The sequence below is a fragment of the Pseudomonas sp. KH_024_B2 genome, from assembly GCF_057839965.1.
In genome coordinates this window covers 5,356,723-5,380,795 of record NZ_CM174502.1, presented here as the reverse complement: position 1 = coordinate 5,380,795, position 24,073 = coordinate 5,356,723, and the positions used below count along the sequence as shown (strand labels likewise).

The following is a 24,073-nucleotide window of genomic DNA, read 5'->3' as shown; positions in this document are numbered from 1 at the left end:
ATTAGCTGTTATCTGTTGAAGCGAGTGTGCGGTCGCGCGCATCGGGAATCTTATCCATGGGCGACATGGCCCAATCTGTTCCCGACGCGCAACCCCCGGTGGTTGGGGGCTGGTCGCGATAAGTATGTGAATGTCGTAGATAGGTAAGTGGTCGCACTGCGCCTTACGCAGAATTGACAACATGAGGCCGACAGTCGGCCGTGGAGACCCGCATGTCCAACAGCTTCCTGAACCCGGTAACAACCCAGACCTGGGCCAATGGTCGGCACATCGTCCGTTGCGTCAAAGTCATCCAGGAAACCTGGGATGTGCGCACCTTCTGTTTCATGGCCGATCAGCCGATCCTGTTCTTTTTCAAGCCCGGGCAGTTTGTCACCCTGGAGCTGGAAATCGAAGGCGTGCCGATCATGCGCTCCTACACCATTTCCAGCTCGCCTTCGGTGCCGTACAGCTTTTCGGTGACCATCAAGCGCGTGCCGGGCGGCAAGGTGTCCAACTGGCTGCACGACACCCTGCATGAAGGCCAGGAACTGGCTGTGCATGGCCCGGTCGGGCTGTTCAACGCCATGGACTTCACCGCGCCGAAAGTGCTCTACCTCAGCGGCGGTGTCGGGATCACTCCGGTGATGTCCATGGCCCGTTGGTTCTACGACACCAACGGCAATGTCGACATGGTGTTTATCCACAGCGCCCGTTCGCCAAAAGACATCATCTATCACCGCGAGCTGGAACACATGGCATCGCGGATCGAGAACTTCAGCCTGCACCTGATCTGCGAGAAGCATGGTATGGGTGAGCCGTGGGCCGGTTATCGCGGTTACCTGAACCACAAAATGCTTGAGTTGATGGCGCCGGACTTCCTTGAGCGCGAAGTGTTCTGCTGCGGCCCGACGCCGTATATGAACGCGGTCAAGCGCATGCTGGAAGCCACTGGCTTCGACATGTCGCGTTACCACGAAGAATCCTTCGGTGCGACCCCACCGGAAGCGCGCGCCGACGCTGTGGAACACGCCGAACAAGCGGCCGACGCTCCGCAAATCGATGCTGCCGACCAGCACCAGGTGGAATTCACCGCCTCCGGCAAAAGCATTCGCGTCGCACCGGGCGAAACCGTCCACGCCGCCGCCGCCAAGCTTGGCCTGCTGATCCCCAAAGCCTGCGGCATGGGCATCTGCGGCACCTGCAAAGTGATGAAACTGGGCGGGGAGGTCGAAATGGACCACAACGGCGGCATCACCGAAGAAGACGAAGCGGAGGGGTACATCCTGTCGTGCTGCAGCGTGCCGAAGGGGGATGTGCGTATCGAGTTCTAAACCACACAGATGATCGTTCCCACGCTCCGCGTGGGAATGCATCCCGTGACGCTCTGCGTCACATCCGAAGCGGACGCAGAGCGTCCATGGCGGCATTCCCACGCGGAGCGTGGGAACGATCGCTGTCCTAGAACCACCGCTGAATTTCGATCAATCCCTCCATCCCCGCGTAGTTGCGAGCGCTGGAATACCGCCAGTGTTCCGCGAGATCAACATACCCACGCTTCACCGGATTGTGATGAATGTAATCCAGCTTTTGGCGCATCACCTTTTCGCTGTACACCATTTCCGCATGTGAACCTTCCTGCCACAGCTGATAAACCCGATCCTGCTTATGGGCACGCTTACTGAAACGCAGGCGCTGCAATGCGCGTTCTGCACCCTTGCTTTGCAGGTCGTCGATGATTTGTCGGGCGGTGAAGGATTTGAACTGGCTAAGGCATTTGCTCAGGTCTGGGGCTTGGGCAATAAAGTGGAGATGGTTTTCCAGGATCACGTAACCATACAGCTGCAAGTCCCTATGGGTTTGTTGATAGCGCCAGCAATTGAGCAGGTGATCGACAATGTAGGGGCGGATGAACAGCGGAAGCCATTCCATGAGGGTGCATGTGAGGAAATGGGGTTTGTCGGGTTCAGTGATGGTGTAGCGGCTTCGGCCCATGAGTGCATTCCTTTGCTGCGCGGGGGAATGATCAGGGTGAACGGGGTTGTGTGGTGATGCTAGAGGACAGCGCAGCGGAGTAAGTCGGCAATTGCGACGCGGCTCTATAGATCGTTCCTACGCTCTGCGTGGGAATGCAGCCCGTGACGCTCTGCGTCACAACGGTGTTCGGCTCTACGTAGGCGGTGAAGCAGGAACGCGGAGCGTCCCGTGAGGCATTCCCACGCGGAGCGTGGGAACGATCATGGTGAAGGGGGGTTAGCGGGACATGACTTCTCGAATATCCGCCGCCAATTCCCGCACGCGTTCTTCTTCTGTATCCCACGAGCACATGAAGCGTGCGCCGCCGTTGCCGATGAAGGTGTAGAAGCGCCAGCCCTTGGCCGTCAGCGCAGCAATAGCCGGTTCAGAGAGTTGCAGGAACACGCCGTTGGCCTGCACCGGGAACATCAATTCCACGCCAGGAATATCGTTCACCAGTTCCGCCAGCAATTGCGCGCAGTGGTTGGCGTGGCGGGCGTATTTGAGCCAGGCGTCGTTTTCCAGCAAGCCGACCCATGGGGCCGAGAGGAAGCGCATCTTGGACGCCAGTTGCCCGGCCTGTTTACAGCGGTAGTCGAAGTCTTCGGCCAGTTTGCTGTTGAAGAACAGAATCGCTTCACCCACCGCCATGCCGTTTTTCGTGCCGCCGAAGCACAGTACGTCAACGCCGGCTTTCCAGGTCAGGTCCGCGGGTGAGCAGCCCAGGTATGCGCAGGCGTTGGAAAACCTTGCGCCGTCCATGTGCAGGTTCAGGCCCAGTTCCTTGCAGGTGATGCTGATGGCGCGGATTTCTTCCGGGGTGTAGACGCTGCCGACTTCGGTGGCCTGGGTCAGGGTCACTACGCGCGGTTTCGGGTAGTGGATGTCCTGGCGCTTGAGGGCGATTTCGCGGATCGATGCCGGGGTCAGCTTGCCGTTTTCGGTACGGGCGATGAGCAGCTTGGAACCGTTGGAGAAGAACTCCGGCGCGCCGCATTCGTCGGTTTCGACGTGGGCGGTTTCCGAGCAGATTACGCTGTGGTAACTCTGGCACAGCGACGACAGGGCCAGCGAGTTGGCCGCGGTGCCGTTGAAGGCAAAGAATATTTCACAGTCGGTTTCGAACAATTTGCGGAAATCGTCGGAAGCGCGGGCGGTCCACTGGTCGTCGCCATAGGCGCGTTCGTGGCCGTGGTTGGCCTGCTCCATGGCGGCCCAGGCTTCAGGGCAGATACCGGAATAGTTGTCGCTGGCGAATTGTTGGCTCTTGTTGTTCATGGCCTGCTTTCCGTGGTCAATGATGGTGCACACTTTACTCAGGATTGTCCGGGGAGCACAGGTGATGTGTCTGTCAGAAAAATACAAAGTCCCTGGGCAATTATGCACATGACTCAGAGGGACGGTGCGCTGGATCTGCTCAAGTGGCTGGCACTGTTGAGCATGGTGGTTGATCACCTGCGATATGTCGGTTACTCCATCGATCTGCTGTATGTGCCGGGCAGGCTGGCGTTTCCTTGGTTCTGTCTGGCGATGGCGGTGAATCTTGCGCGATCCGGCACGCCATCGACGAAAAGCGGACAGTGGCGTTACCTCGGTTGGTTATTGCTGTTTAGCGCTCTGAGCGAAATTCCCTACCGAATGTTCATTCCTGATCCCGACACATTGAACGTGTTGCCCACGTTGGCCCTTGGTCTGTTGGTGGCGTGTGGCTGGCAGCACCAGACGCTTCAGTCGCGACTGCTGGCGGCGGTTGCCTTGTTGCTGGCGGCACTGTTCCCGCAGCGACTGATGTTCGGCTTCTTCGGCGTGCTGTTGCCACTGGCGATGTTGCTGGTCATCAGGCGTCCCTGGTATTTCAGCCTGTTGCCGGGCCTGGTCTGCCTGGCGGCCAATCAGTTGCAAGTGCTGTTTCCCGGCGCCGCCTACGGCAACAGTGTCTCCATCCTCGGCATCGCCACTTGTCTGATCGCGCCGCTGATCGGGATGCTTCTGTTGCGCCACTCGAAGCAAATCAAACCGCTGCCGATGCGCCGCTGGGCTTACGTGCTCTATCCCGCGCATTTCCTCGCGCTACTGGCCTTACGCCAACTCATCGCCTGACACTGTCCCTGTGGCGAGGGAGCTTGCTCCCGCTGGGCTGCGCAGCAGACCCAAACTCAGCGTACGCGGTTCGTCAGTTAGATCGAATTTGCTGGTTTTACGACTGCTGCGCAGCCGAGCGGGAGCAAGCTCCCTCGCCACAGGGGATATTCGCTCGGCCAGCCTTTTCGGCGCATGTCGTAAACGCACCTTTGCGTGGCGTCCATAGGCATTTGACCTGTCTGCGCCGGCCATACCATCGCATCCAAAGGGCACTGCCTAAACGCCAGTGCCTTACCGAGACGAAAGGCGCACCGCCGCCGCTGGGAGAGACGCGATGTTCAGCAAGCAAGACCAAATCCAGGGTTATGACGATGCACTGCTGGCGGCGATGAATGCCGAGGAGCTGCGTCAGGAAGATCACATCGAGCTGATCGCGTCGGAGAACTACACCAGCAAGCGCGTCATGGAAGCGCAAGGCAGCGGCCTGACCAACAAATACGCTGAAGGCTATCCGGGCAAGCGCTACTACGGCGGTTGCGAGCACGTCGACAAGGTCGAAGCCCTGGCCATCGAGCGCGCCAAGCAGCTGTTCGGTGCCGACTACGCCAACGTTCAGCCGCACTCCGGCAGCCAGGCCAACGCGGCGGTATTCCTCGCCCTGTTGCAGGCCGGCGACACCGTACTGGGCATGAGCCTGGCCCACGGCGGTCACCTGACCCACGGCGCCAAGGTCAGCTTCTCCGGCAAGCTCTATAACGCTGTGCAGTACGGCATCGACACCGTTACCGGCCTGATCGATTACGACGAAGTCGAGCGCATGGCGGTCGAGCACAAGCCAAAAATGATCATCGCCGGGTTCTCGGCCTACTCGAAAACCCTGGATTTCCCACGTTTCCGTCAGATCGCGGACAAAGTTGGCGCTTACCTGTTCGTCGACATGGCCCACGTTGCCGGTCTGGTTGCCGCCGGTCTGTACCCGAACCCGCTGCCGTACGCCGACGTGGTCACCACCACCACTCACAAAACCCTGCGTGGTCCACGTGGTGGCCTGATCCTGGCCAAGGCTAACGAAGAGCTGGAAAAGAAATTCAACGCTGCCGTATTCCCTGGTGGTCAGGGCGGCCCGCTGATGCACGTGATCGCTGCTAAAGCGGTGTGCTTCAAGGAAGCGCTGGAGCCTGGCTTCAAGGTTTATCAGCAGCAAGTGATCGACAACGCTCAAGCCATGGCCAGCGTATTTATCAAACGCGGCTACGATGTAGTGTCCGGTGGCACCGACAACCACCTGTTCCTGGTCAGCCTGATCCGTCAGGGGCTCACCGGTAAGGAAGCCGACGCCGCTTTGGGTCGCGCGCACATCACCGTGAACAAGAACGCCGTACCGAACGATCCACAGTCGCCGTTCGTCACCTCGGGCCTGCGTATCGGCACCCCGGCGGTCACCACTCGCGGCTTCAAGGTCACTCAGTGCGTCGAGCTGGCCGGCTGGATCTGCGACATTCTCGACAACCTCGGCGATGCCGATGTCGAGGCCGATGTGGCGAAGAATGTGGCAGCCCTGTGCGCGGACTTCCCGGTTTACCGCTGAGAGCAGTTTTGGAGTAAATGACTATGCAACGCTACTCGGGCTTCGGCCTCTTCAAGCACTCCCTCAGCCACCATGAAAACTGGCAGAAGATGTGGCGCACGCCGACCCCGAAAAAGGTCTATGACGTGGTCATCGTCGGCGGTGGCGGGCATGGTCTGGCGACCGCCTACTACCTGGCCAAGGAACACGGCATCACCAACGTGGCCGTGGTCGAAAAAGGCTGGCTGGGCGGCGGTAACACCGCGCGCAACACCACCATCGTTCGCTCCAACTACCTGTGGGACGAGTCGGCGCACCTGTACGAACACGCGATGAAACTGTGGGAAGGCCTGTCCCAGGACCTGAACTACAACGTGATGTTCTCTCAGCGTGGTGTCTACAACCTGTGCCACACCCTGCAGGACATTCGTGATTCCGAGCGTCGGGTCAGCGCCAACCGCCTCAATGGCGTCGATGGCGAACTGCTCAACGCCAAGCAGGTGGAGGACGAGATTCCGTACCTGGATTGCTCGAAGAACACCCGTTACCCAATCATCGGCGCGACCGTTCAGCGTCGCGGCGGCGTGGCGCGGCACGATGCCGTGGCCTGGGGCTTTGCCCGTGCCGCCGACGCCTTGGGCGTGGACCTGATTCAACAGACCGAAGTGATCGGTTTCCGCAAGGAAAACGGCGTGTGCATCGGTGTGGAAACCAACAAGGGCTTTATCGGCGCCAAGCGCGTCGGTGTGGTCACTGCCGGTAACTCCGGGCACATGGCCAAACTCGCCGGTTTCCGTCTGCCGATCGAATCCCACCCGCTGCAAGCGCTGGTGTCCGAGCCGATCAAGCCGATTATCGACAGCGTGATCATGTCCAACGCCGTTCACGGTTACATCAGCCAGTCCGACAAGGGCGACCTGGTGATCGGCGCCGGTATCGACGGTTACAACGGCTACGGCCAGCGTGGTTCGTACCCGGTGATCGAGCACACCGTTCAGGCCATCGTCGAGATGTTCCCGGTGTTGTCCCGCGTACGCATGAACCGTCAGTGGGGCGGCATCGTCGACACCACGCCGGATGCGTGCCCGATCATCTCGAAAACCCCGGTCCCGAACATGTTCTTCAACTGCGGTTGGGGCACCGGTGGCTTCAAAGCGACACCTGGCTCGGGCAACGTGTTTGCCGCAAGCCTTGCCAAGGGTGAAATGCACCCGTTGGCCGCTCCATTCTCCATCGACCGCTTCCACAGCGGTGCGTTGATCGACGAACACGGCGCTGCAGCTGTCGCCCACTAACAGGAGAAATCCCTATGTTGCACATCTTCTGTCCTCACTGCGGCGAACTGCGCTCCGAAGAGGAATTCCATGCATCCGGCCAGGCGCACATCCCGCGTCCACTGGACCCGAACGCCTGCACCGACGAACAGTGGGGTGACTACATGTTCTTCCGTGACAACCCACGCGGGTTGCACCACGAACTGTGGGATCACGTCGCCGGTTGCCGTCAATACTTCAACGCGACCCGTGACACCGTGACCTACGAGATTCTCGAAACCTACAAGATCGGTGAAAAGCCACAATTCACCGGCAAGACAGAAACGGCGAAAGTCGCCGCTGGTCTGGGAGAGAAGGTATGAGCCAGATCAATCGCCTGTCCAACGGCGGACGGATCGACCGCAACAAAGTCCTGACTTTCACCTTCAACGGCCAGAGCTACAAAGGCTTTGAAGGTGACACCCTGGCCGCAGCCTTGCTGGCCAACGGTGTAGACATCATCGGTCGCAGCTTCAAATACTCCCGTCCACGCGGCATCTTTGCCGCCGGTGCCGAAGAGCCGAACGCCGTGCTGCAGATCGGCGCGACCGAAGCCACGCAAATCCCTAACGTACGCGCTACTCAACAAGCGCTGTACCAGGGCCTGGTCGCCACCAGCACCAACGGCTGGCCAAGCGTTAACAACGACATGATGGGGATTCTCGGCAAGGTCGGCGGCAAGCTGATGCCGCCGGGCTTCTACTACAAAACCTTCATGTACCCGCAATCGTTCTGGATGACCTACGAGAAGTACATTCGTAAGGCCGCAGGTCTTGGCCGCTCGCCGACCGAAAACGATCCGGACACCTACGACTACATGAACCAGCACTGCGACGTGCTGATCGTTGGTGGTGGTCCTGCTGGTCTGGCTGCTGCTCTGGCGGCTGCGCGCAGCGGTGCCCGAGTGATTCTGGCGGACGAGCAGGAAGAGTTCGGCGGCAGCCTGCTCGACTCCCGCGAAAGCCTCGATGGCAAACCTGCTACCGAATGGATCGCCAGCGTTATCGCTGAACTGAAATCCCTGCCGGACGTGCTGCTGTTGCCGCGCGCCACGGTCAATGGCTACCACGACCATAACTTCCTGACCATTCACGAGCGCCTCACCGATCACCTCGGCGACCGTGCACCGATCGGTCAAGTGCGTCAGCGTATCCACCGGGTTCGCGCCAAGCGTGTGGTGCTGGCCACCGGCACGCATGAGCGTCCACTGGTCTACGGCAACAACGACGTGCCGGGCAACATGCTGGCCGGCGCAGTCTCGACTTATGTGCGTCGTTACGGCGTAGCGCCGGGCAAGAAACTCGTGCTCTCCACCAACAACGATCACGCCTATCGCGTGGCGCTGGACTGGCTCGACGCCAGCCTGCAAGTGGTGGCCATCGCCGACGCACGGAGCAATCCACGCGGTGCGCTGGTTGAAGAAGCACGGGCCAAAGGCATCCGTATTCTGACCGGCAGCGCAGTGATCGAAGCTCGCGGCAGCAAACATGTGACTGCGGCTCGCGTCGCGGCCATCGATGTCAAGGCTCACACGGTGACCAGCCCTGGCGAATGGCTGGACTGCGATCTGGTGGCCAGCTCCGGCGGCTACAGCCCGGTGGTTCACCTGGCTTCGCACTTGGGCGGCAAGCCGATCTGGCGTGAAGACATCCTCGGTTTCGTACCGGGTGAAGCTCCGCAGAAACGCGTGTGCGTCGGTGGTGTGAATGGCGTGTACAGCCTCGGCGACACCTTGGCCGATGGTTTTGAAGGCGGCGCGCGCGCTGCCAGCGAAGCCGGGTTCAAAACGGTCCAGGGCGTGTTGCCAAAAGCCCTGACCCGTCAGGAAGAGCCGACTCTGGCGTTGTTCCAGGTGCCCCACGAAAAAGCCACCGCACGGGCGCCGAAGCAATTCGTCGACCTGCAGAACGACGTCACCGCCGCCGCCATCGAACTGGCGACCCGCGAAGGCTTCGAGTCGGTCGAGCACGTCAAACGCTACACCGCACTGGGCTTTGGTACTGACCAGGGCAAACTGGGCAACGTCAACGGTCTGGCCATTGCGGCGCGTTCACTGAACGTGACCATTCCGCAAATGGGCACCACCATGTTCCGCCCGAACTACACGCCGGTAACCTTCGGCGCAGTAGCCGGTCGTCACTGTGGCCATATCTTCGAGCCGGTGCGTTACACCGCCTTGCAAGCCTGGCACGTGAAGAACGGCGCCGAGTTCGAAGACGTCGGCCAGTGGAAGCGTCCTTGGTACTTCCCGAAAAACGGTGAAGACCTGCATGCCGCCGTCAAACGCGAATGCAAAGCCGTGCGCGACAGCGTCGGCCTGCTCGATGCCTCGACCCTGGGCAAGATCGATATCCAGGGCCCGGATGCGCGTGAGTTCCTCAACCGCGTCTACACCAACGCCTGGACCAAGCTCGATGTGGGCAAGGCGCGTTATGGCCTGATGTGCAAAGAAGACGGCATGGTCTTCGACGACGGCGTAACGGCTTGTCTGGCGGACAACCACTTCGTGATGACCACCACCACCGGCGGCGCTGCGCGCGTGCTGCAATGGCTGGAAATCTACCAGCAGACCGAATGGCCAGACCTCAAGGTGTACTTCACCTCGGTCACCGACCACTGGGCGACCATGACCCTGTCCGGGCCGAACAGCCGCAAGCTGCTCAGCGAAGTCACCGACATCGACCTGGACCGGGACGGCTTCCCGTTCATGACCTGGAAAGAAGGCCTGGTCGGCGGTGTGCCGGCACGAGTGTTCCGTATCTCGTTCACTGGTGAGTTGTCGTACGAAGTCAACGTGCAGGCCGACTACGCCATGGGCGTGCTGGAAAAAATCGTCGAGGCCGGCAAAAAGTACAACCTGACTCCGTACGGCACCGAAACCATGCACGTCCTGCGGGCCGAGAAGGGTTTCATCATCGTCGGTCAAGACACCGACAGCTCGATGACCCCGGACGACCTGAACATGGGCTGGTGCGTTGGCCGGACCAAACCGTTCTCGTGGATCGGCTGGCGCGGCATGAACCGTGAAGACTGCGTGCGTGATCAACGCAAACAGTTGGTGGGCCTGAAACCGATCGACCCGACCAAATGGCTGCCTGAAGGTGCGCAACTGGTGTTCAACACCAAGCAAGCGATCCCGATGACCATGGTCGGTCACGTCACCTCCAGCTACCTGCACAACTCCTTGGGCTATTCGTTTGCCATGGGCGTGGTGAAGGGCGGCTTGAAGCGTATCGGTGAGCGCGTGTTCGCACCGCTGGCCGACGGCAGCGTGATCGAAGCGGAAATCGTTTCTTCGGTGTTCTTCGATCCGAAAGGTGATCGCCAGAACATCTAGTGGCTTTAGGTCTTGTGGGTGGGCAATGACACCGAGTCGGCCCATTCGCGGGCAAGCCCGCTCCCACAGGATCGAAGTTCATCAAGGGAATTTGAGTCAGGCATCAATCAATGTGGGAGCGGGCTTGCCCGCGAAGACGGCAGTCCAGTCACCGCAAGGGTTGAGATCAACCGCACAACAGAATTCAAGACAGGTGCTTTATGACCGCAGCCAATGTTTACCAACAACGCCCAACCACCGGGGCCAAGGCCGAGCCGTCGTTGCATCACGCCGACCTCGCCAGCCTGGTGGGCAAGGGCCGCAAAAACGCCGGTGTCACCGTGCGTGAAAAGAAACTCCTCGGCCATCTGACCATCCGTGGCGACGGCCATGATCCAGCGTTCGCCGCCGGCGTGCACAAGGCGCTGGGCCTGGAACTGCCAGTGGCCCTGACCGTCGTCGCCAAGGGCGGAACCAGCCTGCAATGGATGGGGCCGGATGAATGGCTGCTGATCGTCCCGACTGGCGAAGAATTCGCTGCCGAGAAAAAGCTGCGTGAAGCGCTGGGCGATCTGCACATCTCCATCGTCAACGTCAGCGGCGGCCAACAACTTCTCGAACTGAGCGGCCCGAAAGTCCGCGAAGTGCTGATGAAGTCCACCAGCTATGACGTGCATCCCAACAACTTCCCGGTGGGCAAAGCCGTCGGCACGGTGTTCGCCAAGTCGCAACTGGTGATCCGCCACACCGCCGAAGACACCTGGGAACTGCTGATCCGCCGCAGCTTCTCCGATTACTGGTGGCTGTGGTTGCAGGATGCGGCTGCCGAATACGGGTTGAGCGTTCAGGCTTAACGCGGTGTAGCGCCGGGCTTGTTGTGGCGAGGGGGCTTGCCCCCGCTGGACCGCGAAGCGGGCCCAAAACCGGTGAATGTGTTTTCTCTGACGGAACGCGTTGGATGGTTTTACGACTGCTACGCAGCCGAACGGGGCGGTGCGGCGTTCCGACAAGCCCCCTCGCCACAGAGACCTCACTGGCCACAGATAGCACTGCCGACCCTTGGTTGTGTAGGTATTGAGAACAGGAGTCACCGCACTATGAGCCGCGCCCCAGACACATGGATTTTGACCGCCGATTGCCCTAGCGTATTGGGCACGGTGGATGCGGTGACCCGTTTTCTGTTCGAACAGGGTTGCTACGTCACCGAGCACCATTCCTTCGATGATCGGCTTTCCGGGCGCTTTTTCATTCGCGTGGAATTCCGTCAGCCCGACGGCTTCGACGAGCAGGCATTCCGCGCAGGTCTGGCCGAACGGACTGATGCGTTCGGCATGATCTTCGAACTGACGGCGCCGCACCACCGGCCAAAAGTGGTGATCATGGTTTCCAAGGCCGATCACTGCCTCAACGACTTGCTCTACCGTCAGCGCATCGGCCAATTGTCCATGGACGTGGTCGCGGTGGTCTCCAATCACCCGGACCTCAAGCCGCTTGCCGATTGGCACCAGATTCCCTACTACCATTTCCCGCTGGACCCGAACGACAAGCCAGCGCAAGAGCGTCAGGTGTGGCAGGTCATCGAAGAGTCCGGCGCCGAACTGGTGGTCCTTGCCCGCTACATGCAAGTGCTGTCGCCGGAGCTGTGCCGCAAGCTCGATGGCAAGGCGATCAACATCCATCACTCCCTGTTGCCCGGTTTCAAAGGCGCCAAGCCTTATCACCAGGCCTACAACAAGGGCGTGAAACTGGTGGGTGCCACCGCGCACTACATCAACAACGACCTGGACGAAGGCCCGATCATCGCCCAGGGCGTGGAAGCGGTGGATCACAGTCACTACCCCGAAGATTTGATCGCCAAAGGGCGGGATATCGAAGGGCTGACGTTGGCGCGGGCGGTTGGGTATCACATAGAAAGACGGGTGTTTCTCAACGCGAACAGAACCGTCGTTCTTTAGATTTTTGGGGCCGCTTTGCGACCCAATCGCGGGCAAGCCCGCTCCCACAGTGGATCGCAGGTGTGAATGATATTTGTGCTCCGACACAAATCCCTGTGGGAGCGAGCTTGCTCGCGAAGAGGCCCTAACAAACAACACAAAACACACAGGCAATAAACCCAAGCAATCAACGCGCTGCCGTTCCATGGCAACGCGACCGCTACATAAAAACAACAGCGAGGTGAAAGCATGTCTGGTAATCGTGGTGTCGTGTATCTCGGCAATGGCAAGGTCGAAGTGCAGAAAATCGACTATCCCAAAATGCAGGACCCGCGCGGCAGGAAGATCGAACACGGTGTCATCCTGCGCGTAGTTTCCACCAACATCTGCGGTTCGGATCAGCACATGGTGCGCGGTCGTACCACCGCCCAGACCGGTCTGGTGCTGGGTCACGAGATCACCGGTGAAGTGATCGAGAAGGGCAGCGGCGTCGAGAACCTGCAGATCGGCGACCTGGTATCGGTACCCTTCAACGTTGCCTGTGGCCGTTGCCGTTCGTGCAAAGAGCAGCACACCGGCGTCTGCCTGAGCGTTAACCCGGCGCGTCCCGGCGGTGCCTATGGTTATGTCGACATGGGCGACTGGACCGGTGGCCAGGCCGAATACGCGATGGTGCCGTATGCCGACTTCAACCTGCTGAAACTCCCTGATCGCGACAAGGCCATGGAAAAAATCCGCGACCTGACCTGCCTCTCCGACATCCTGCCGACCGGTTACCACGGCGCAGTGACTGCCGGCGTTGGCCCGGGCAGCACCGTGTACATCGCCGGTGCTGGCCCGGTCGGCCTGGCCGCTGCCGCGTCCGCTCGCCTACTGGGTGCTGCGGTGGTGATCATCGGTGACGTCAACCCGATCCGCCTGGCGCACGCCAAGGCCCAGGGTTTTGAAATCGCCGACCTGTCGACAGACACCCCACTGCACGAACAAATCGCTGCGCTGTTGGGCGAACCGGAAGTGGACTGCGCTGTTGACGCCGTAGGCTTCGAAGCTCGCGGTCACGGCCATGCCGGTGTGAAGCACGAGGCCCCGGCCACCGTACTCAACTCGCTGATGGGCGTGGTTCGTGTCGCCGGCAAAATCGGCATCCCTGGCCTCTACGTCACCGAAGATCCAGGTGCAGTCGACGCCGCCGCGAAAATGGGCAGCCTGAGCATCCGCTTCGGTCTGGGCTGGGCGAAATCCCACAGCTTCCACACCGGCCAGACCCCGGTGATGAAGTACAACCGCCAACTGATGCAAGCCATCATGTGGGACCGCATCAAAATCGCTGACATCGTCGGTGTTGAAGTCATCAGCCTTGATGATGCGCCACGTGGTTATGGCGAGTTCGATGCGGGCGTACCGAAGAAGTTTGTGATCGATCCGCACAAGTTGTTCAGCGCGGCGTAAGGCAGCAGGCAAAAATGGGCGACCCTCGGGTCGCCCTTTTTTTTTATTTCCGGAGGGTCTCGAGGAACAAGTCCCCGCTTTTGCTGGTCAAACCGGCAGTTTTTCCACCTGATTGCGGGTGGCATTCACGGCTCAAGAGGTTGTCTCGATGAAGGTTTCTCGCGTTTTTGCACTGGCTTCGCTCATGACCCTGGCGGCAAGCCCGGTCTTCGCGGCTTTCAACCTGAACGATATGGCCAACGCAGTCTCCGGTGCGCAAGGCAATCAGAGCGACGACACGACGGTCGCGGCAGCACCGCAAGCGGCCGGGTTGCTCAATACGCTCGGTTCGCAGCTCGACATCACTCCGGAGCAGGCGATCGGTGGCGCCGGCGCGATGCTCGGGCTGGCGAGGAACCAGCTGAGCAGCGGCGACTTCTCGCAATTGAGCAAAAGCGTGCCGGGGCTGGATCTGCTCTCCGGCAATAGCGCCTTGGGCGGGCTCGGTGGTTTAAGCGGCCTGCTCGGCGACGAGTCCGGCAAAGCCATGGGGCTGGACGGTCTGTTGGGCAATGTGAAAGACACCAATGATCTGAACAACGCCTTCAGCGCCCTGGGCATGGACAGCGGGATGATCGGCCTGTTTGCCCCGGTGATCCTGCAATACTTCGGTCAGCAGGGCGTTGGCAGCTCGCTGCTGCAAAACCTGGGCGGGATCTGGGGTACTGGTCTCGGTAGCTGATTGGGGCGAGAGGTCAAATCCGGGTGACTGACGAATGTTTCACCTTTGGTTGGGTAGGGTGGTTCTTTATTAGCGACGCAGATCCCCTGTGGCGAGGGAGCTTGCTCCCGCTCGGCTGCGCAGCAGTCGTAAAGCCAGAAAATGGGGTTTACCTGAAACACCTCAGTGGCAGGTTTTGGGGCCGCTGCGCGACCCAGCGGGAGCAAGCTCCCTCGCCACGGGGTTTGTGTCCGGCTCAGGTTTCTTTCCAACTTACTGTGCTTTTCGCGGTCTAGAATTCGACGTCATTGCCCCATTCCCCCAAGGAACCCTCCCACGTGAAATCCGTCCTTGTACTGTTATCTCTCCTGGCCCTGCCGGTCATGGCCGCTGAGCCAACGCTCTACGGTCGCTATGAAAACATCAAGCTGCCGGAAATCGGCGGCGAAGTCCTCAAAGCCAAAATGGACACCGGCGCCCTGACCGCATCGCTGTCGGCCAAGGATATCGAGACCTTTACCCGTGACGGTGAAGACTGGGTGCGTTTCCGTCTGGCGACCAAAGGCGCGAGCAGCAAGGTCTACGAGCACAAGATCGCGCGCATCAGCAAAATCAAAAGCCGCGCCGATGAAGAGGACGAAGACAAGGACGTGAGTGAAGTCACCAAACGTCCGGTCGTCGATCTGGAAATGTGCCTGGGCAACGTCAAGCGCACCGTCGAGGTCAATCTGACCGACCGCAGCAGCTTCAACTATCCATTGCTGATCGGCGCCAAGGCGTTGCGTGAGTTTGGTGCGGCGGTGAACCCGGCGCGGCGCTTTACCGCGGATAAACCCGACTGCTGATTGACGGCGAATCAGGCATCCGGCACCGTTCGGCTACGAAACCTCTGTGCTCGGACGCCATGCCCCATATCCTGATTGTCGAAGACGAAGCCGCGATTGCCGATACCCTGATTTTCGCCTTGCAGGGCGAGGGCTTCACCACCTCCTGGCTGAGCCTCGGCCAGGCAGCGCTTGAGCATCAGCGCAGCACCCCGGCAGATTTGATCATTCTCGACATCGGCCTGCCGGACATCAGCGGCTTCGAGACCTGCAAACAGCTGCGGCGTTTCAGCGAAGTGCCGGTGATGTTCCTCAGTGCCCGCGATGGTGAAATTGATCGGGTGGTGGGCCTGGAGATCGGCGCTGACGATTATGTGGTCAAGCCGTTCAGCCCGCGCGAAGTCGCAGCGCGGGTGCGGGCGATTCTCAAGCGTGTGGCGCCCCGGGCCACGGCTGCGGTTTCCAATGAGTTGTTTCAGATCGACAACGAACGGGTGCAGATCAGCTATCGCGGCCAGCCGCTGAGCCTGACCCGCCATGAGTTTCGCCTGCTGCAATGTCTGCTGGAACAACCCGAGCGGGTCTTCAGCCGCGAGCAATTGCTCGATGCACTGGGCGTCGCCGCCGATGCCGGGTACGAGCGCAGTATCGACAGCCACATCAAAAGCCTGCGGGCCAAGTTGCGTTTGGTGGCGGCGCACGCCGAGCCGATCCAGACCCACCGCGGCCTCGGTTACAGCTACAGCCCGGGGCACAGCTGATGCCGTTGGGGATCCGGATTTTCCTGGTGTATCTGCTGTTTATCAGCCTGACCGGGTATTTCGTGCTGAGCACCGTGATGAAAGAAATCCGCCCTGGCATGCGTCAGTCCACCGAGGAAACCCTGGTGGACACCGCGAACCTGATGGCCGAGATCCTGCGCGATGACTTCAAGGCCGGGACGCTCAACCAAAGCCGCTGGCCCGAGCTGCTCAAGGCCTACGGCGAACGGCAACCGGCGGCGACCATCTGGGGTTTGTCAAAGAATCAGGTCAACCACCGCATCTACGTCACCGACGCCAAGGGCATGGTGTTGCTGGATTCCAGTGGCATGGCGGTAGGGCAGGACTATTCTCGCTGGAACGATGTTTACCTGACCCTGCGCGGCGAATACGGCGCGCGCTCGACCCGCAGCATCCCGGACGACCCCACTACCTCGGTGATGCATGTCGGCGCGCCGATCCGTGACAACGGCCAGATTATCGGCGTGGTCACCGTGGCCAAACCCAATAGCTCCCTGCAGCCTTACATCGACCGCACCGAGCGGCGATTACTGTGGTACGGCGTTGGTCTGATCGGCCTCGGTTTACTGTTCGGCGGGTTATTGTCCTGGTGGCTGAGTGCAGCGCTGCGGCGGTTGACTGCGTATGCCCAGGCCGTCAGCGAGGGCCGTCGTGCCGAGCTGCCGCACTATCGCGGCGGCGAGCTGGAGCAGCTGGCTACGGCGGTCGAACACATGCGCACCCAGCTCGAAGGCAAAGCTTACGTCGAGCGTTATGTGCACACGCTGACCCATGAATTGAAGAGCCCGCTGGCGGCGATTCGCGGCGCTGCCGAACTGCTGCAGGGCGAAATGCCGGTGACTCAGCAGCAGCGTTTTGTCAGCAATATCGACAACGAAAGTGCGCGCATGCAGCAGTTGATCGAACGGTTGCTGAACCTTGCGCAGGTCGAGCAGCGTCAGGGGCTGGAGGAGCAAGTCGCGGTGCCGCTGGCGCCGTTGCTGGACGAATTGCTGGATGCCCAGAGTGCGCGGATCGAACGTAAGCAATTGCAGATCGGGCAGCAGATAACATCGGGACTGAGTCTGTTGGGCGAACCGTTTCTGTTGCGTCAGGCGCTGGGTAATTTGCTGGAGAACGCGCTGGATTTCACACCGTCCCACGGAATTTTGAGGTTCACGGCTGAACAGGTCGGTCAGCAGATCGAATTCAAGCTCTTCAATCAGGCCGAGCCTATTCCCGATTACGCCTTGCCGCGTTTGAGCGAGCGCTTCTACTCCTTGCCGCGCCCGGACAGTGGACGCAAAAGCACCGGGCTCGGGCTGAATTTTGTGGAAGAAGTGGTGCAGTTGCACGGCGGCGAGCTGCACATCGGCAATGTGCCGGGTGGGGTTGAGGTGACCCTGCGCCTGCCCTGACACAGCGCAGTTTTTGTGGCGAGGGAGCTTGCTCCCGCTGGGTCGCGTAGCGGCCCCAAAACCGGTAATCGCGGTTTTTTCAGACAGATCGCATCTGCCGGTTTTACGACTGCTTCGCAGCCGAGCGGGAGCAAGCTCCCTCGCCACAGGGTTTGTGTGAGCCCTAATACCTACTCTCCACACACTCTCCACATTCCCCCCATAAAACCCCCACATACCCGCCACAGACTTTCTCCATCCAAACAGGGAGAGTCCCATGAACCGTAGCCTGACCCTAAAACTGGGGGCGATTGCCCTTTTGATTCTGCTGTTGATGATTCCGCTACTGCTGATCAACGGGATCATCAATGATCGCCAGCGACTGCGCGACGGCGTGCTCGAAGACATCGCCCGCAGTTCCAGCTACAGCCAGCAACTGAGCGGTCCGATCATGGTGGTGCCGTATCGCAAAGTGGTGCGTACCTGGAAGACCAATGAGAAAACCAACAAACGCTACCAGGAAACCGGTGAAGAACGCGGCCATCTGTATTTTCTGCCGGAGCGTTTCGAGCTCGACGGCAAGGTGCAGACCGAGTTGCGCTCGCGGGGTATTTACGAGGCGCGGCTGTACCACGCCGACAACCACATCAGCGGCCTGTTTTCGATTCCCGCGCAGTTGGGTATCGAGGAAGATTTCGCCGATTATCAGTTTGACCAGGCGTTTCTGACGATAGGCATCAGCGATATTCGCGGGATCGAAAATGCCCTGAAGCTGGATCTCAATGGTCAGAGTCTGGACTTTGAACCGGGCACGCAGCTGGGCTGGCTAGGCGAGGGGGCACATGTCATGTTGCCCGCGCTGGACCGGCACAAAGGCGCTGAACTGGCGTTCGCCTTCGATCTGCGCCTGCAGGGCACCGGCCAGTTGCAGATCACCCCGGTCGGCAAAACCAGCAAGGTGCAACTGGCGGCCAACTGGCCTCACCCGAGCTTTATCGGCAACTATTTGCCGGCTCAACGTGAAGTCACCGGAGCAGGTTTTACCGCGAACTGGCAGACCTCGTTCTTTTCCACCAACCTGGAAGAAGCCTTGACCAACTGCTTGACCCGCGACCGTTGTGACGAATTCAAGAGCCGCAACTTCGGGGTGAGTTTCATCGACCCGGTGGATCAGTACCTCAAGAGTGATCGGGCGATCAAATACGCGCTGCTGTTCATTGCCCTGACCTTCGCCGGATTCTTCCTGTTCGAAGTGCTCAAAAGCATGGCAGTGCATCCGATCCAGTATGCGTTGGTGGGTGTGGCGCTGGCGTTTTTCTACCTGTTACTGCTGTCGCTGTCCGAACACATTGGGTTTGCTCTGGCCTATGGGGTGTCGGCCAGTAGCTGCGTGTTGCTGATCGGGTTTTATGTCTGCCATGTATTGCGCAGTTTGCGTCACGGCTTGAGTTTCGCGGCAGGGCTGGCGGCGTTGTATGGCCTGCTCTATGGCTTGCTGAGCGCTGAGGATTACGCGTTGCTGATGGGCTCGTTGCTGCTGTTTGGTCTGCTGGGGGTGTTTATGGTGCTGACCCGCAAGCTGGACTGGTATGGGATTGGGCAAAAAGCGGGCAAACCGCTGGAGTTTGATCTGGACGCGGTGAAATGAGCCGGTCGTTGGGGTTGCGTGAGGATCAGCTGGTTGGAGCGATGTTGGCGACGCGGATTGCCGGGTTGTTTCCTCAGAAACCGGTGTGGTCCCTTCGCGAGCAAGCTCGCTCCCACACTGGATCTCCTGTGGACACACTACTTGTGAACACCAGAGATCAAATGTGGGAGCGAGCTTGCTCGCGATGAGGCCAGATCAGTCACCGCCTATTCAAACCGCTGGCTGAGTCTCCAGCATCGACGGCCGCTGACTGACCTTGGCATACCAGGCGCCAAGTTTTGGATTGGCTTCACGCCAGTTCAGGTCCGGATGGCGGAAGTCCAGGTAGCCGAGAGCGCAGGCGACGCTGATGGCGGCGATGTCGAAATGGCAGGTGAGTTCGGCGATTGCATCGGCTTCGAACACGGCCAGGGCGCGGCGGATTTTGTCGCGTTGGGCTTCGAGCCACTCGTCCCAATGTTTTTCCGGGGCACGCAGGGCGACTTCGTAGCGCACCAGTATTGCGGCATCCATGATTCCGTCGGCCATCGAGGCCAGGGTCAGGCGTCGCCAGCGGGCCGATCCATCCCGGGGGATCAGCGGGTTACCGACGTGTTGGTGGTCCAGGTAATCGAGGATCACCCGGCTGTCGTGCAGCACATTGCCGTCGGCCAGGCGCAGGGCCGGGATTTTGCCCAGCGGGTTGTCCTGATTGAGGGCAGCGTCCGGGCTGACCGGGCTGAGTTGGCTGTGTTGCAGCGCCACGCGGTTCAGTTGACCGGTTTCGTGGAGTAGCACCATCACTTTGCGAACGTAGGGCGAAGCAGGGTTGTGGAATAAGGTCATGCTGGGGGTGGACATGGTTTTTCTCACAAGATGGGCAGGGGGTTAGCCTATTAAGTTCCGTGGTGGCTGGCGAGGGGTTTGAATCTGGAAATGATTTGGTGGCTGTGAGGCAGCCATCGCGAGCAAGCTCGCTCCCACATTAGATCCTTGTTGTTCATGCAATGTATGCCTGACACAGATCCAGTGTGGGAGCGAGCCTGCTCGCGATGGGGCCCTGTCAGACACCCGGGATTTCAGGACGCTATTTGAACAACCCCCGCAACCCAATCACCGCCGGTACCCCCAAGCCTACCCAGCTCAACCCATCCCACACACCATCCCCGAGCAGCGCGGCGAACAGTCCGGCGGCAGCGAGCAGGGCGATGACCGTGGGAGTGGCGAAGACTTTCCAGAAATTCGACTGCCTGGGCCTCATGCTGCGGTCTCCAGTACCGCGGCCACAGGTTTCACCGCCTTGCGCCGTACCACCCACAAATACACCCCACTGCCGAGGACGATGATGGTCAGTACATCCAGTGCCGCCCAGAGGATTTTCATCAGCATACCGCCGTAGTCACCGAAGTGCAGCGGTTGCGACATGCCCATGGCGTCCATGTACCACGGTCGTTCGGCGACGGCGGTGACCTGCAGGGTGCTGGCGTCGATCAGGACCGGGGTCAGCAGGTGCGAGGTCAGGTGGGTGCTGCCTTTCATGAACACTGCGTAATGATGCTCACTGGAAAACCGCGTGCCGGGGAAGGCGATGAAGTCCGGCTGCATCTCGGGTGCCACGCTTTCGGCGATTTCGAGCAAACGGCTGGCCGGTGCCAGTTGGGTCAAGGGCGGGGCTCCCCGATAAGGTTCGATCATTGCGCTCAGGCTGTCATTGCGCCACGCGGCGATCAGCAGGTCGGAGCAGGCGCTGATCACGCCGGTCACGCCGACCACCAGCGCCCAGGTCAGGGTAACCACGCCGATCAGATTATGCAGATCGAGCCAGCGCAGCCGTGTGGATTTGTCCTGACGCACGCTGGCAAATTTCAGCCGACGCATGAACGGCAGATACAGCACCGTGCCGGAGATAATCGCCAGCACGAACAATATCCCCATGAATGCCAACAGCAGCTTGCCCGGCAGACCGGCGAACATGTCCACGTGCAGACGCAGCATGACCATCATCAGGCCGCCATTGGCCGAGGGGACTTCCAGCGCTTCACCGGTGCGGGCGTCGAGCATGAAGGTGTGGGAGGAGTTCGGTTCGGTGCCGGCGGTGGGCGCCATGATCGCGATCACGCCGTTGGGGTCTTCCTCGTCCCAGCCGAAGTACTGCATCACCTCACCCGGTCGATGGGCCTCGGCGGCGCGGACCAGTTGCTGCAAGTCCAGCTGGGGAGTGCCTGCCGGCATTTGTTTCAGCTCGGGGGCATCACCCAGCAAGTGATCGATCTCGTGATGAAAAATCAGCGGCAAGCCGGTCAGTGCCAGCATCAGCAGGAAGACGGTACAGATCAGGCTGGTCCAGGTGTGGATAAAGGACCAGCGGCGGATGGTTTTACTTTTCATCAATCATCCAGATGCAAAAGGGCCACGACTGAGCCGTGACCCTTGTGTTGCTGCGGCGGGGCTAGCGGGTTACCACTTGTAATTCACGCTGGCGACGACGTTGCGTTCGTCGCCGTAGTAGCACCAGTAGCCGTCACAGGTCGACAAGTAGTCCTTGTTGAAAATGTTCTTGGCATCCACTGCGAGCGAGGCGCCTTTGAGGCTGTTGCTCAGGCGGCCCAGATCATAGTGGACCGACGCATCGTAGATGGTGTTGGAGCCGACATGGCCCAGGTCCGTGTTGGCCACATCGCCGTAAGTGTCGCCGACGTAGCGCACGCCGGCGCCGACGCCAAAGCCGTCGAGCACACCGTTATGCCAGGTGTAGTCGCCCCACAGGGTCGCCTGGTTGCGTGGAATCTGCTGCATGCGGTTGCCTTTGCCGGCGCCTTCCAGGACTTCACTGTCGGTGTAGCTGTAAGAGCCGACCAGCTTCAGGTTGTCGGTCACGTCAAAGGTGGCTTCCAGTTCGAGGCCGCGAAGCTGGACCTCACCGGTTTGGCTGGTGACGTTGCCTTCAGTGACTTTCACATTCTTCTGGCGCAGATCGAATACGGCGGCGGTGAGTAACATCCGGCTTCCGGGAGGCTGATACTTGAGCCCCGCTTCGTATTGTCGGCCTTCTGTCGGTTTGAACGACTGCTCGGCACTGGCCGAGGCGCCGGTGGAGGGCTGGAACGACTCGGTGTAGGAGAGGTAAGGCGTCAGGCCGCTGTCGAACACATAACTCAGGCCGGCATTGCCGCTGAAGGCCTTGTCACGCTGGGTGTTGGTGGCGTCGGTCTGGTTGAAGGTGGTGCCGGTGTGTACCCAGTCCTCACGACCGCCGAGGGTCAGCCGCCATTTGTCCAAGGCCATCTGGTCTTGAACGTAGAGGCCGGTTTGCCGGGTCTTTTGCGCAAAGTCATTCATCGCAAAATAGGTGACGTTGGAGAAGTCCTGGCCATACACCGGCTTGTTCACATTGGTAGTCGGTACGTTCTGGTAGCCGTAAAGCCATTGGTAGTTGGTGTTCGAACGTTGATGATCCAGACCCAGCAGCAGGGTGTGGCTCAGTTCACCGGTCTGGAAATCGGCCTGGAAGTTGTTATCCACCGCGAACTGGCTGATGTCTTCATTGACGATGCCGGTTTCACGGTTAAGGGTGCCGTCGGCCTGTACCCTGTTGAACGTGGCGGCGTTGATGCCCTGGAACGACAAATCGCTCTTGGTGTAACGCAGGTTCTGGCGGAATTGCCAGACATCGTTCAGGCGATGATCGAAGGCGTAACCCAGCGCGTAGTAAGTGCGGTCGTAAAATTCCCAGTCCGGGTCGCCGAGGTTCTTGTGGTGGGAAATCTTGCCGGCGGCCGAGGGCAGCTTGGTGCCTTGCAGGGGCAGAAACTGCCCGGTAATACCGGTGTCGTCGCGGGTGTACTGCGAGATGAAGGTCAGGTGGGTGTCGTCGTTGATGTTCCAGGTCAGGCTGGGGGCGATGTTATAGCGCTTGTCTGGAATGTGGTCGACCGGCGCATTGCTGTCGCGCACGGTGCCGCTGACACGGTAGAGAAACTGAGCTTCATCATCGATCTTGCCGGTGCTGTCGAAGTTGATCTGTTTGTGCTCGTTGCTGCCGGCTTGCAGCTCGACTTGATGGCTGCTTTGCTCTTGCGCACGACGGCTGACCATGTCCAGCATGCCGCCGGGAGGCGTCTGGCCGTACACCGAAGAAGACGGGCCGCGCAGTACCGCGATGCGCTCCAGGTTCCAGGGCTCGACCTTGGGATTGGAGAACGAGCCTTTGGGCAGTGGCAGGCCGTCGAGGAACTGGGTGGGCTCGAAGCCGCGAACCCTCAGCCAGTCGGCGCGGGAGTCGGAACCATAGCCACTGCTGATGACACCGGCGGTATAACGCAGTGCGTCATTGAGATTGAGTACCGAACGATCGTCCATCTGCTCGCGAGTGATCACCGAAATCGAGCGCGGCACTTCGACGATAGGGGTGTCGGTCTTGGTCCCGGCCGCGGTGCGGGTGGCGACGTAACCCGCTACCGGGCCCCAGGCGTTTTCGTAGCTTTCCTGGCCGGTGATGCTGGTTTCCGGCAATGCAACAACGCCGTCCGGGATTGCCACCAGGCTGAAGGTCCCGGCACTGCTTTGTTCCAGTTGCAGACCGGTGCCGCGCAAGGCTTCACGCAGGGCGCCGGCAGCGTCGAACTGGCCGTTGACCGGGGCCGAGGTTTTGCCCGAGGCCAGCGCAGGGTTCAGGCTCAGCGCCAGGCCGGCCTGGCTGGCGATCTGATTCAGGGTGCTGGCCAACGGCGCGGCCGGCAGGTTGTAGGCGCGAACACTGGACGCCTGTTCGGCGGCGATCAGCTGGCTACTGGCCAGAGGGGCGCAAAGGGCAATGGCGACGGCCAACAGGCTGGGGCGCAACAAGGTGTCTAGCGAGCGGGACATACAGCGGCTCCTGAATGGAAACATTTCTCAATTGCCTATGTGCCGGACGAGATTCAAAAAGTGATAGGGCTGATTGAAAATAATTTCGATTCAGGAAGTGGGCGGGATACAACTGGGTGAAGTGTCGATCACCCCCTGTGGCGAGGGAGTTTGCTCCCGCTCGGCTGCGCAGCAGTCGTAAACCGGCCAGCGCGATCTACCTGATAAAACCCGGTGACTGGTTTTGGGTCCGCTTCGCGGAC

Annotated in this window: 20 protein-coding genes; 14 read left to right on the top strand and 6 right to left on the bottom strand. The window is 60.2% G+C overall.

Going from position 1 to position 24,073, the window contains the following annotated elements:
• Positions 1 to 212: 212 nt before the first annotated feature.
• Positions 213 to 1,313, top strand: coding sequence for a glycine-betaine demethylase subunit GbcB (gene gbcB, locus AC3I0A_RS25040; RefSeq protein WP_489375198.1), 1,101 nt, complete (start codon positions 213 to 215; stop codon positions 1,311 to 1,313).
• Between the two features lie 127 nt (positions 1,314 to 1,440).
• On the opposite strand, the gene AC3I0A_RS25035 is transcribed toward gbcB, so the two are convergent.
• On the bottom strand, positions 1,441 to 1,974 hold the full coding sequence (locus AC3I0A_RS25035; protein ID WP_489375197.1) for an REP-associated tyrosine transposase: 534 nt from the start codon (positions 1,972 to 1,974) through the stop codon (positions 1,441 to 1,443).
• Positions 1,975 to 2,232: 258 nt separating this feature from the next.
• Positions 2,233 to 3,273: a threonine aldolase family protein gene (locus AC3I0A_RS25030; RefSeq protein WP_489375196.1), complete on the bottom strand. Its 1,041-nt coding sequence runs from the start codon at positions 3,271 to 3,273 to the stop codon at positions 2,233 to 2,235.
• A 102-nt stretch (positions 3,274 to 3,375) separates the two neighbouring features.
• Here AC3I0A_RS25030 and AC3I0A_RS25025 point away from each other — a divergent pair, with 102 nt between their 5' ends.
• From AC3I0A_RS25025 to creD, 13 genes are all read left to right on the top strand, one after another.
• Positions 3,376 to 4,095 (top strand): TraX family protein, encoded by a 720-nt coding sequence (locus AC3I0A_RS25025; RefSeq protein ID WP_489375195.1) that lies wholly within the window; start codon positions 3,376 to 3,378, stop codon positions 4,093 to 4,095.
• Between the two features lie 316 nt (positions 4,096 to 4,411).
• Positions 4,412 to 5,665 carry a serine hydroxymethyltransferase gene (glyA, locus tag AC3I0A_RS25020; protein ID WP_489375194.1) on the top strand — a complete coding sequence of 418 codons (1,254 nt, stop codon included), beginning with the start codon at positions 4,412 to 4,414 and terminating at the stop codon, positions 5,663 to 5,665.
• Positions 5,666 to 5,688: 23 nt separating this feature from the next.
• Complete coding sequence (locus AC3I0A_RS25015; RefSeq protein ID WP_489375193.1) at positions 5,689 to 6,939, top strand: sarcosine oxidase subunit beta; 1,251 nt, start codon at positions 5,689 to 5,691, stop codon at positions 6,937 to 6,939.
• 14 nt (positions 6,940 to 6,953) lie between these two features.
• Entirely contained in the window at positions 6,954 to 7,280 is a 327-nt protein-coding gene (locus tag AC3I0A_RS25010) for a sarcosine oxidase subunit delta (protein WP_489375192.1), read from the top strand.
• Positions 7,277 to 10,294, top strand: coding sequence for a sarcosine oxidase subunit alpha (locus tag AC3I0A_RS25005; protein WP_489375191.1), 3,018 nt, complete (start codon positions 7,277 to 7,279; stop codon positions 10,292 to 10,294). The genes AC3I0A_RS25010 and AC3I0A_RS25005 overlap by 4 nt, the downstream gene beginning before the upstream one ends.
• A 200-nt stretch (positions 10,295 to 10,494) precedes the next feature.
• Positions 10,495 to 11,127: a sarcosine oxidase subunit gamma gene (locus AC3I0A_RS25000; RefSeq protein WP_489375190.1), complete on the top strand. Its 633-nt coding sequence runs from the start codon at positions 10,495 to 10,497 to the stop codon at positions 11,125 to 11,127.
• Positions 11,128 to 11,370: 243 nt separating this feature from the next.
• Positions 11,371 to 12,228, top strand: a complete 858-nt coding sequence (purU, locus tag AC3I0A_RS24995) for a formyltetrahydrofolate deformylase (protein ID WP_489375189.1) — start codon at positions 11,371 to 11,373, stop codon at positions 12,226 to 12,228.
• A gap of 228 nt (positions 12,229 to 12,456) precedes the next feature.
• Entirely contained in the window at positions 12,457 to 13,656 is a 1,200-nt protein-coding gene (fdhA, locus tag AC3I0A_RS24990; RefSeq protein ID WP_489375188.1) for a formaldehyde dehydrogenase, glutathione-independent, read from the top strand.
• Between the two features lie 148 nt (positions 13,657 to 13,804).
• Positions 13,805 to 14,377 (top strand): DUF2780 domain-containing protein, encoded by a 573-nt coding sequence (locus AC3I0A_RS24985; protein ID WP_489375187.1) that lies wholly within the window; start codon positions 13,805 to 13,807, stop codon positions 14,375 to 14,377.
• A 317-nt stretch (positions 14,378 to 14,694) separates the two neighbouring features.
• Complete coding sequence (gene rloA2 / locus AC3I0A_RS24980) at positions 14,695 to 15,201, top strand: retropepsin-like aspartic peptidase RloA2 (RefSeq protein WP_489375186.1); 507 nt, start codon at positions 14,695 to 14,697, stop codon at positions 15,199 to 15,201.
• A gap of 59 nt (positions 15,202 to 15,260) precedes the next feature.
• Positions 15,261 to 15,941, top strand: coding sequence for a two-component system response regulator CreB (creB, locus tag AC3I0A_RS24975; protein WP_489375185.1), 681 nt, complete (start codon positions 15,261 to 15,263; stop codon positions 15,939 to 15,941).
• Positions 15,941 to 17,359: a two-component system sensor histidine kinase CreC gene (gene creC, locus AC3I0A_RS24970; protein WP_489375184.1), complete on the top strand. Its 1,419-nt coding sequence runs from the start codon at positions 15,941 to 15,943 to the stop codon at positions 17,357 to 17,359. Before creB ends, creC begins: the two co-directional genes overlap by 1 nt.
• Before the next feature lie 256 nt (positions 17,360 to 17,615).
• On the top strand, positions 17,616 to 18,986 hold the full coding sequence (creD, locus tag AC3I0A_RS24965; protein WP_489375183.1) for a cell envelope integrity protein CreD: 1,371 nt from the start codon (positions 17,616 to 17,618) through the stop codon (positions 18,984 to 18,986).
• Positions 18,987 to 19,196: 210 nt separating this feature from the next.
• Here creD and AC3I0A_RS24960 read toward each other — a convergent pair whose 3' ends face one another.
• The 4 genes from AC3I0A_RS24960 to AC3I0A_RS24945 all read right to left on the bottom strand — a co-directional run bounded on the left by AC3I0A_RS24960 (position 19,197) and on the right by AC3I0A_RS24945 (position 23,831).
• Positions 19,197 to 19,826: a glutathione S-transferase gene (locus tag AC3I0A_RS24960; RefSeq protein WP_489375182.1), complete on the bottom strand. Its 630-nt coding sequence runs from the start codon at positions 19,824 to 19,826 to the stop codon at positions 19,197 to 19,199.
• Between the two features lie 226 nt (positions 19,827 to 20,052).
• Positions 20,053 to 20,226, bottom strand: a complete 174-nt coding sequence (locus tag AC3I0A_RS24955) for a hypothetical protein (protein ID WP_489375181.1) — start codon at positions 20,224 to 20,226, stop codon at positions 20,053 to 20,055.
• Positions 20,223 to 21,353 carry a PepSY-associated TM helix domain-containing protein gene (locus AC3I0A_RS24950; protein ID WP_489375180.1) on the bottom strand — a complete coding sequence of 377 codons (1,131 nt, stop codon included), beginning with the start codon at positions 21,351 to 21,353 and terminating at the stop codon, positions 20,223 to 20,225. Before AC3I0A_RS24950 ends, AC3I0A_RS24955 begins: the two co-directional genes overlap by 4 nt.
• Positions 21,354 to 21,422: 69 nt before the next feature.
• Positions 21,423 to 23,831 carry a TonB-dependent siderophore receptor gene (locus AC3I0A_RS24945; protein ID WP_489375179.1) on the bottom strand — a complete coding sequence of 803 codons (2,409 nt, stop codon included), beginning with the start codon at positions 23,829 to 23,831 and terminating at the stop codon, positions 21,423 to 21,425.
• Positions 23,832 to 24,073: the final 242 nt, after the last annotated feature.

What these genes read in the sequence shown, in the direction of transcription:
- AC3I0A_RS25010 (WP_489375192.1), top strand. Translation starts at nt 6,954, where the DNA reads ATGTTGCACATCTTCTGTCCTCACTGCGGCGAACTGCGCTCCGAAGAG.
- AC3I0A_RS25015 (WP_489375193.1), top strand. Translation starts at nt 5,689, where the DNA reads ATGCAACGCTACTCGGGCTTCGGCCTCTTCAAGCACTCCCTCAGCCAC.
- AC3I0A_RS25035 (WP_489375197.1), bottom strand. Translation starts at nt 1,974, where the DNA reads ATGGGCCGAAGCCGCTACACCATCACTGAACCCGACAAACCCCATTTC.
- creD (WP_489375183.1), top strand. Translation starts at nt 17,616, where the DNA reads ATGAACCGTAGCCTGACCCTAAAACTGGGGGCGATTGCCCTTTTGATT.
- creC (WP_489375184.1), top strand. Translation starts at nt 15,941, where the DNA reads ATGCCGTTGGGGATCCGGATTTTCCTGGTGTATCTGCTGTTTATCAGC.
- fdhA (WP_489375188.1), top strand. Translation starts at nt 12,457, where the DNA reads ATGTCTGGTAATCGTGGTGTCGTGTATCTCGGCAATGGCAAGGTCGAA.
- creB (WP_489375185.1), top strand. Translation starts at nt 15,261, where the DNA reads ATGCCCCATATCCTGATTGTCGAAGACGAAGCCGCGATTGCCGATACC.
- AC3I0A_RS24985 (WP_489375187.1), top strand. Translation starts at nt 13,805, where the DNA reads ATGAAGGTTTCTCGCGTTTTTGCACTGGCTTCGCTCATGACCCTGGCG.
- AC3I0A_RS25030 (WP_489375196.1), bottom strand. Translation starts at nt 3,273, where the DNA reads ATGAACAACAAGAGCCAACAATTCGCCAGCGACAACTATTCCGGTATC.
- glyA (WP_489375194.1), top strand. Translation starts at nt 4,412, where the DNA reads ATGTTCAGCAAGCAAGACCAAATCCAGGGTTATGACGATGCACTGCTG.
- AC3I0A_RS24955 (WP_489375181.1), bottom strand. Translation starts at nt 20,226, where the DNA reads ATGAGGCCCAGGCAGTCGAATTTCTGGAAAGTCTTCGCCACTCCCACG.
- AC3I0A_RS25005 (WP_489375191.1), top strand. Translation starts at nt 7,277, where the DNA reads ATGAGCCAGATCAATCGCCTGTCCAACGGCGGACGGATCGACCGCAAC.
- AC3I0A_RS25000 (WP_489375190.1), top strand. Translation starts at nt 10,495, where the DNA reads ATGACCGCAGCCAATGTTTACCAACAACGCCCAACCACCGGGGCCAAG.
- AC3I0A_RS25025 (WP_489375195.1), top strand. Translation starts at nt 3,376, where the DNA reads ATGCACATGACTCAGAGGGACGGTGCGCTGGATCTGCTCAAGTGGCTG.
- gbcB (WP_489375198.1), top strand. Translation starts at nt 213, where the DNA reads ATGTCCAACAGCTTCCTGAACCCGGTAACAACCCAGACCTGGGCCAAT.
- purU (WP_489375189.1), top strand. Translation starts at nt 11,371, where the DNA reads ATGAGCCGCGCCCCAGACACATGGATTTTGACCGCCGATTGCCCTAGC.
- AC3I0A_RS24950 (WP_489375180.1), bottom strand. Translation starts at nt 21,353, where the DNA reads ATGAAAAGTAAAACCATCCGCCGCTGGTCCTTTATCCACACCTGGACC.
- AC3I0A_RS24945 (WP_489375179.1), bottom strand. Translation starts at nt 23,831, where the DNA reads ATGTCCCGCTCGCTAGACACCTTGTTGCGCCCCAGCCTGTTGGCCGTC.
- AC3I0A_RS24960 (WP_489375182.1), bottom strand. Translation starts at nt 19,826, where the DNA reads ATGTCCACCCCCAGCATGACCTTATTCCACAACCCTGCTTCGCCCTAC.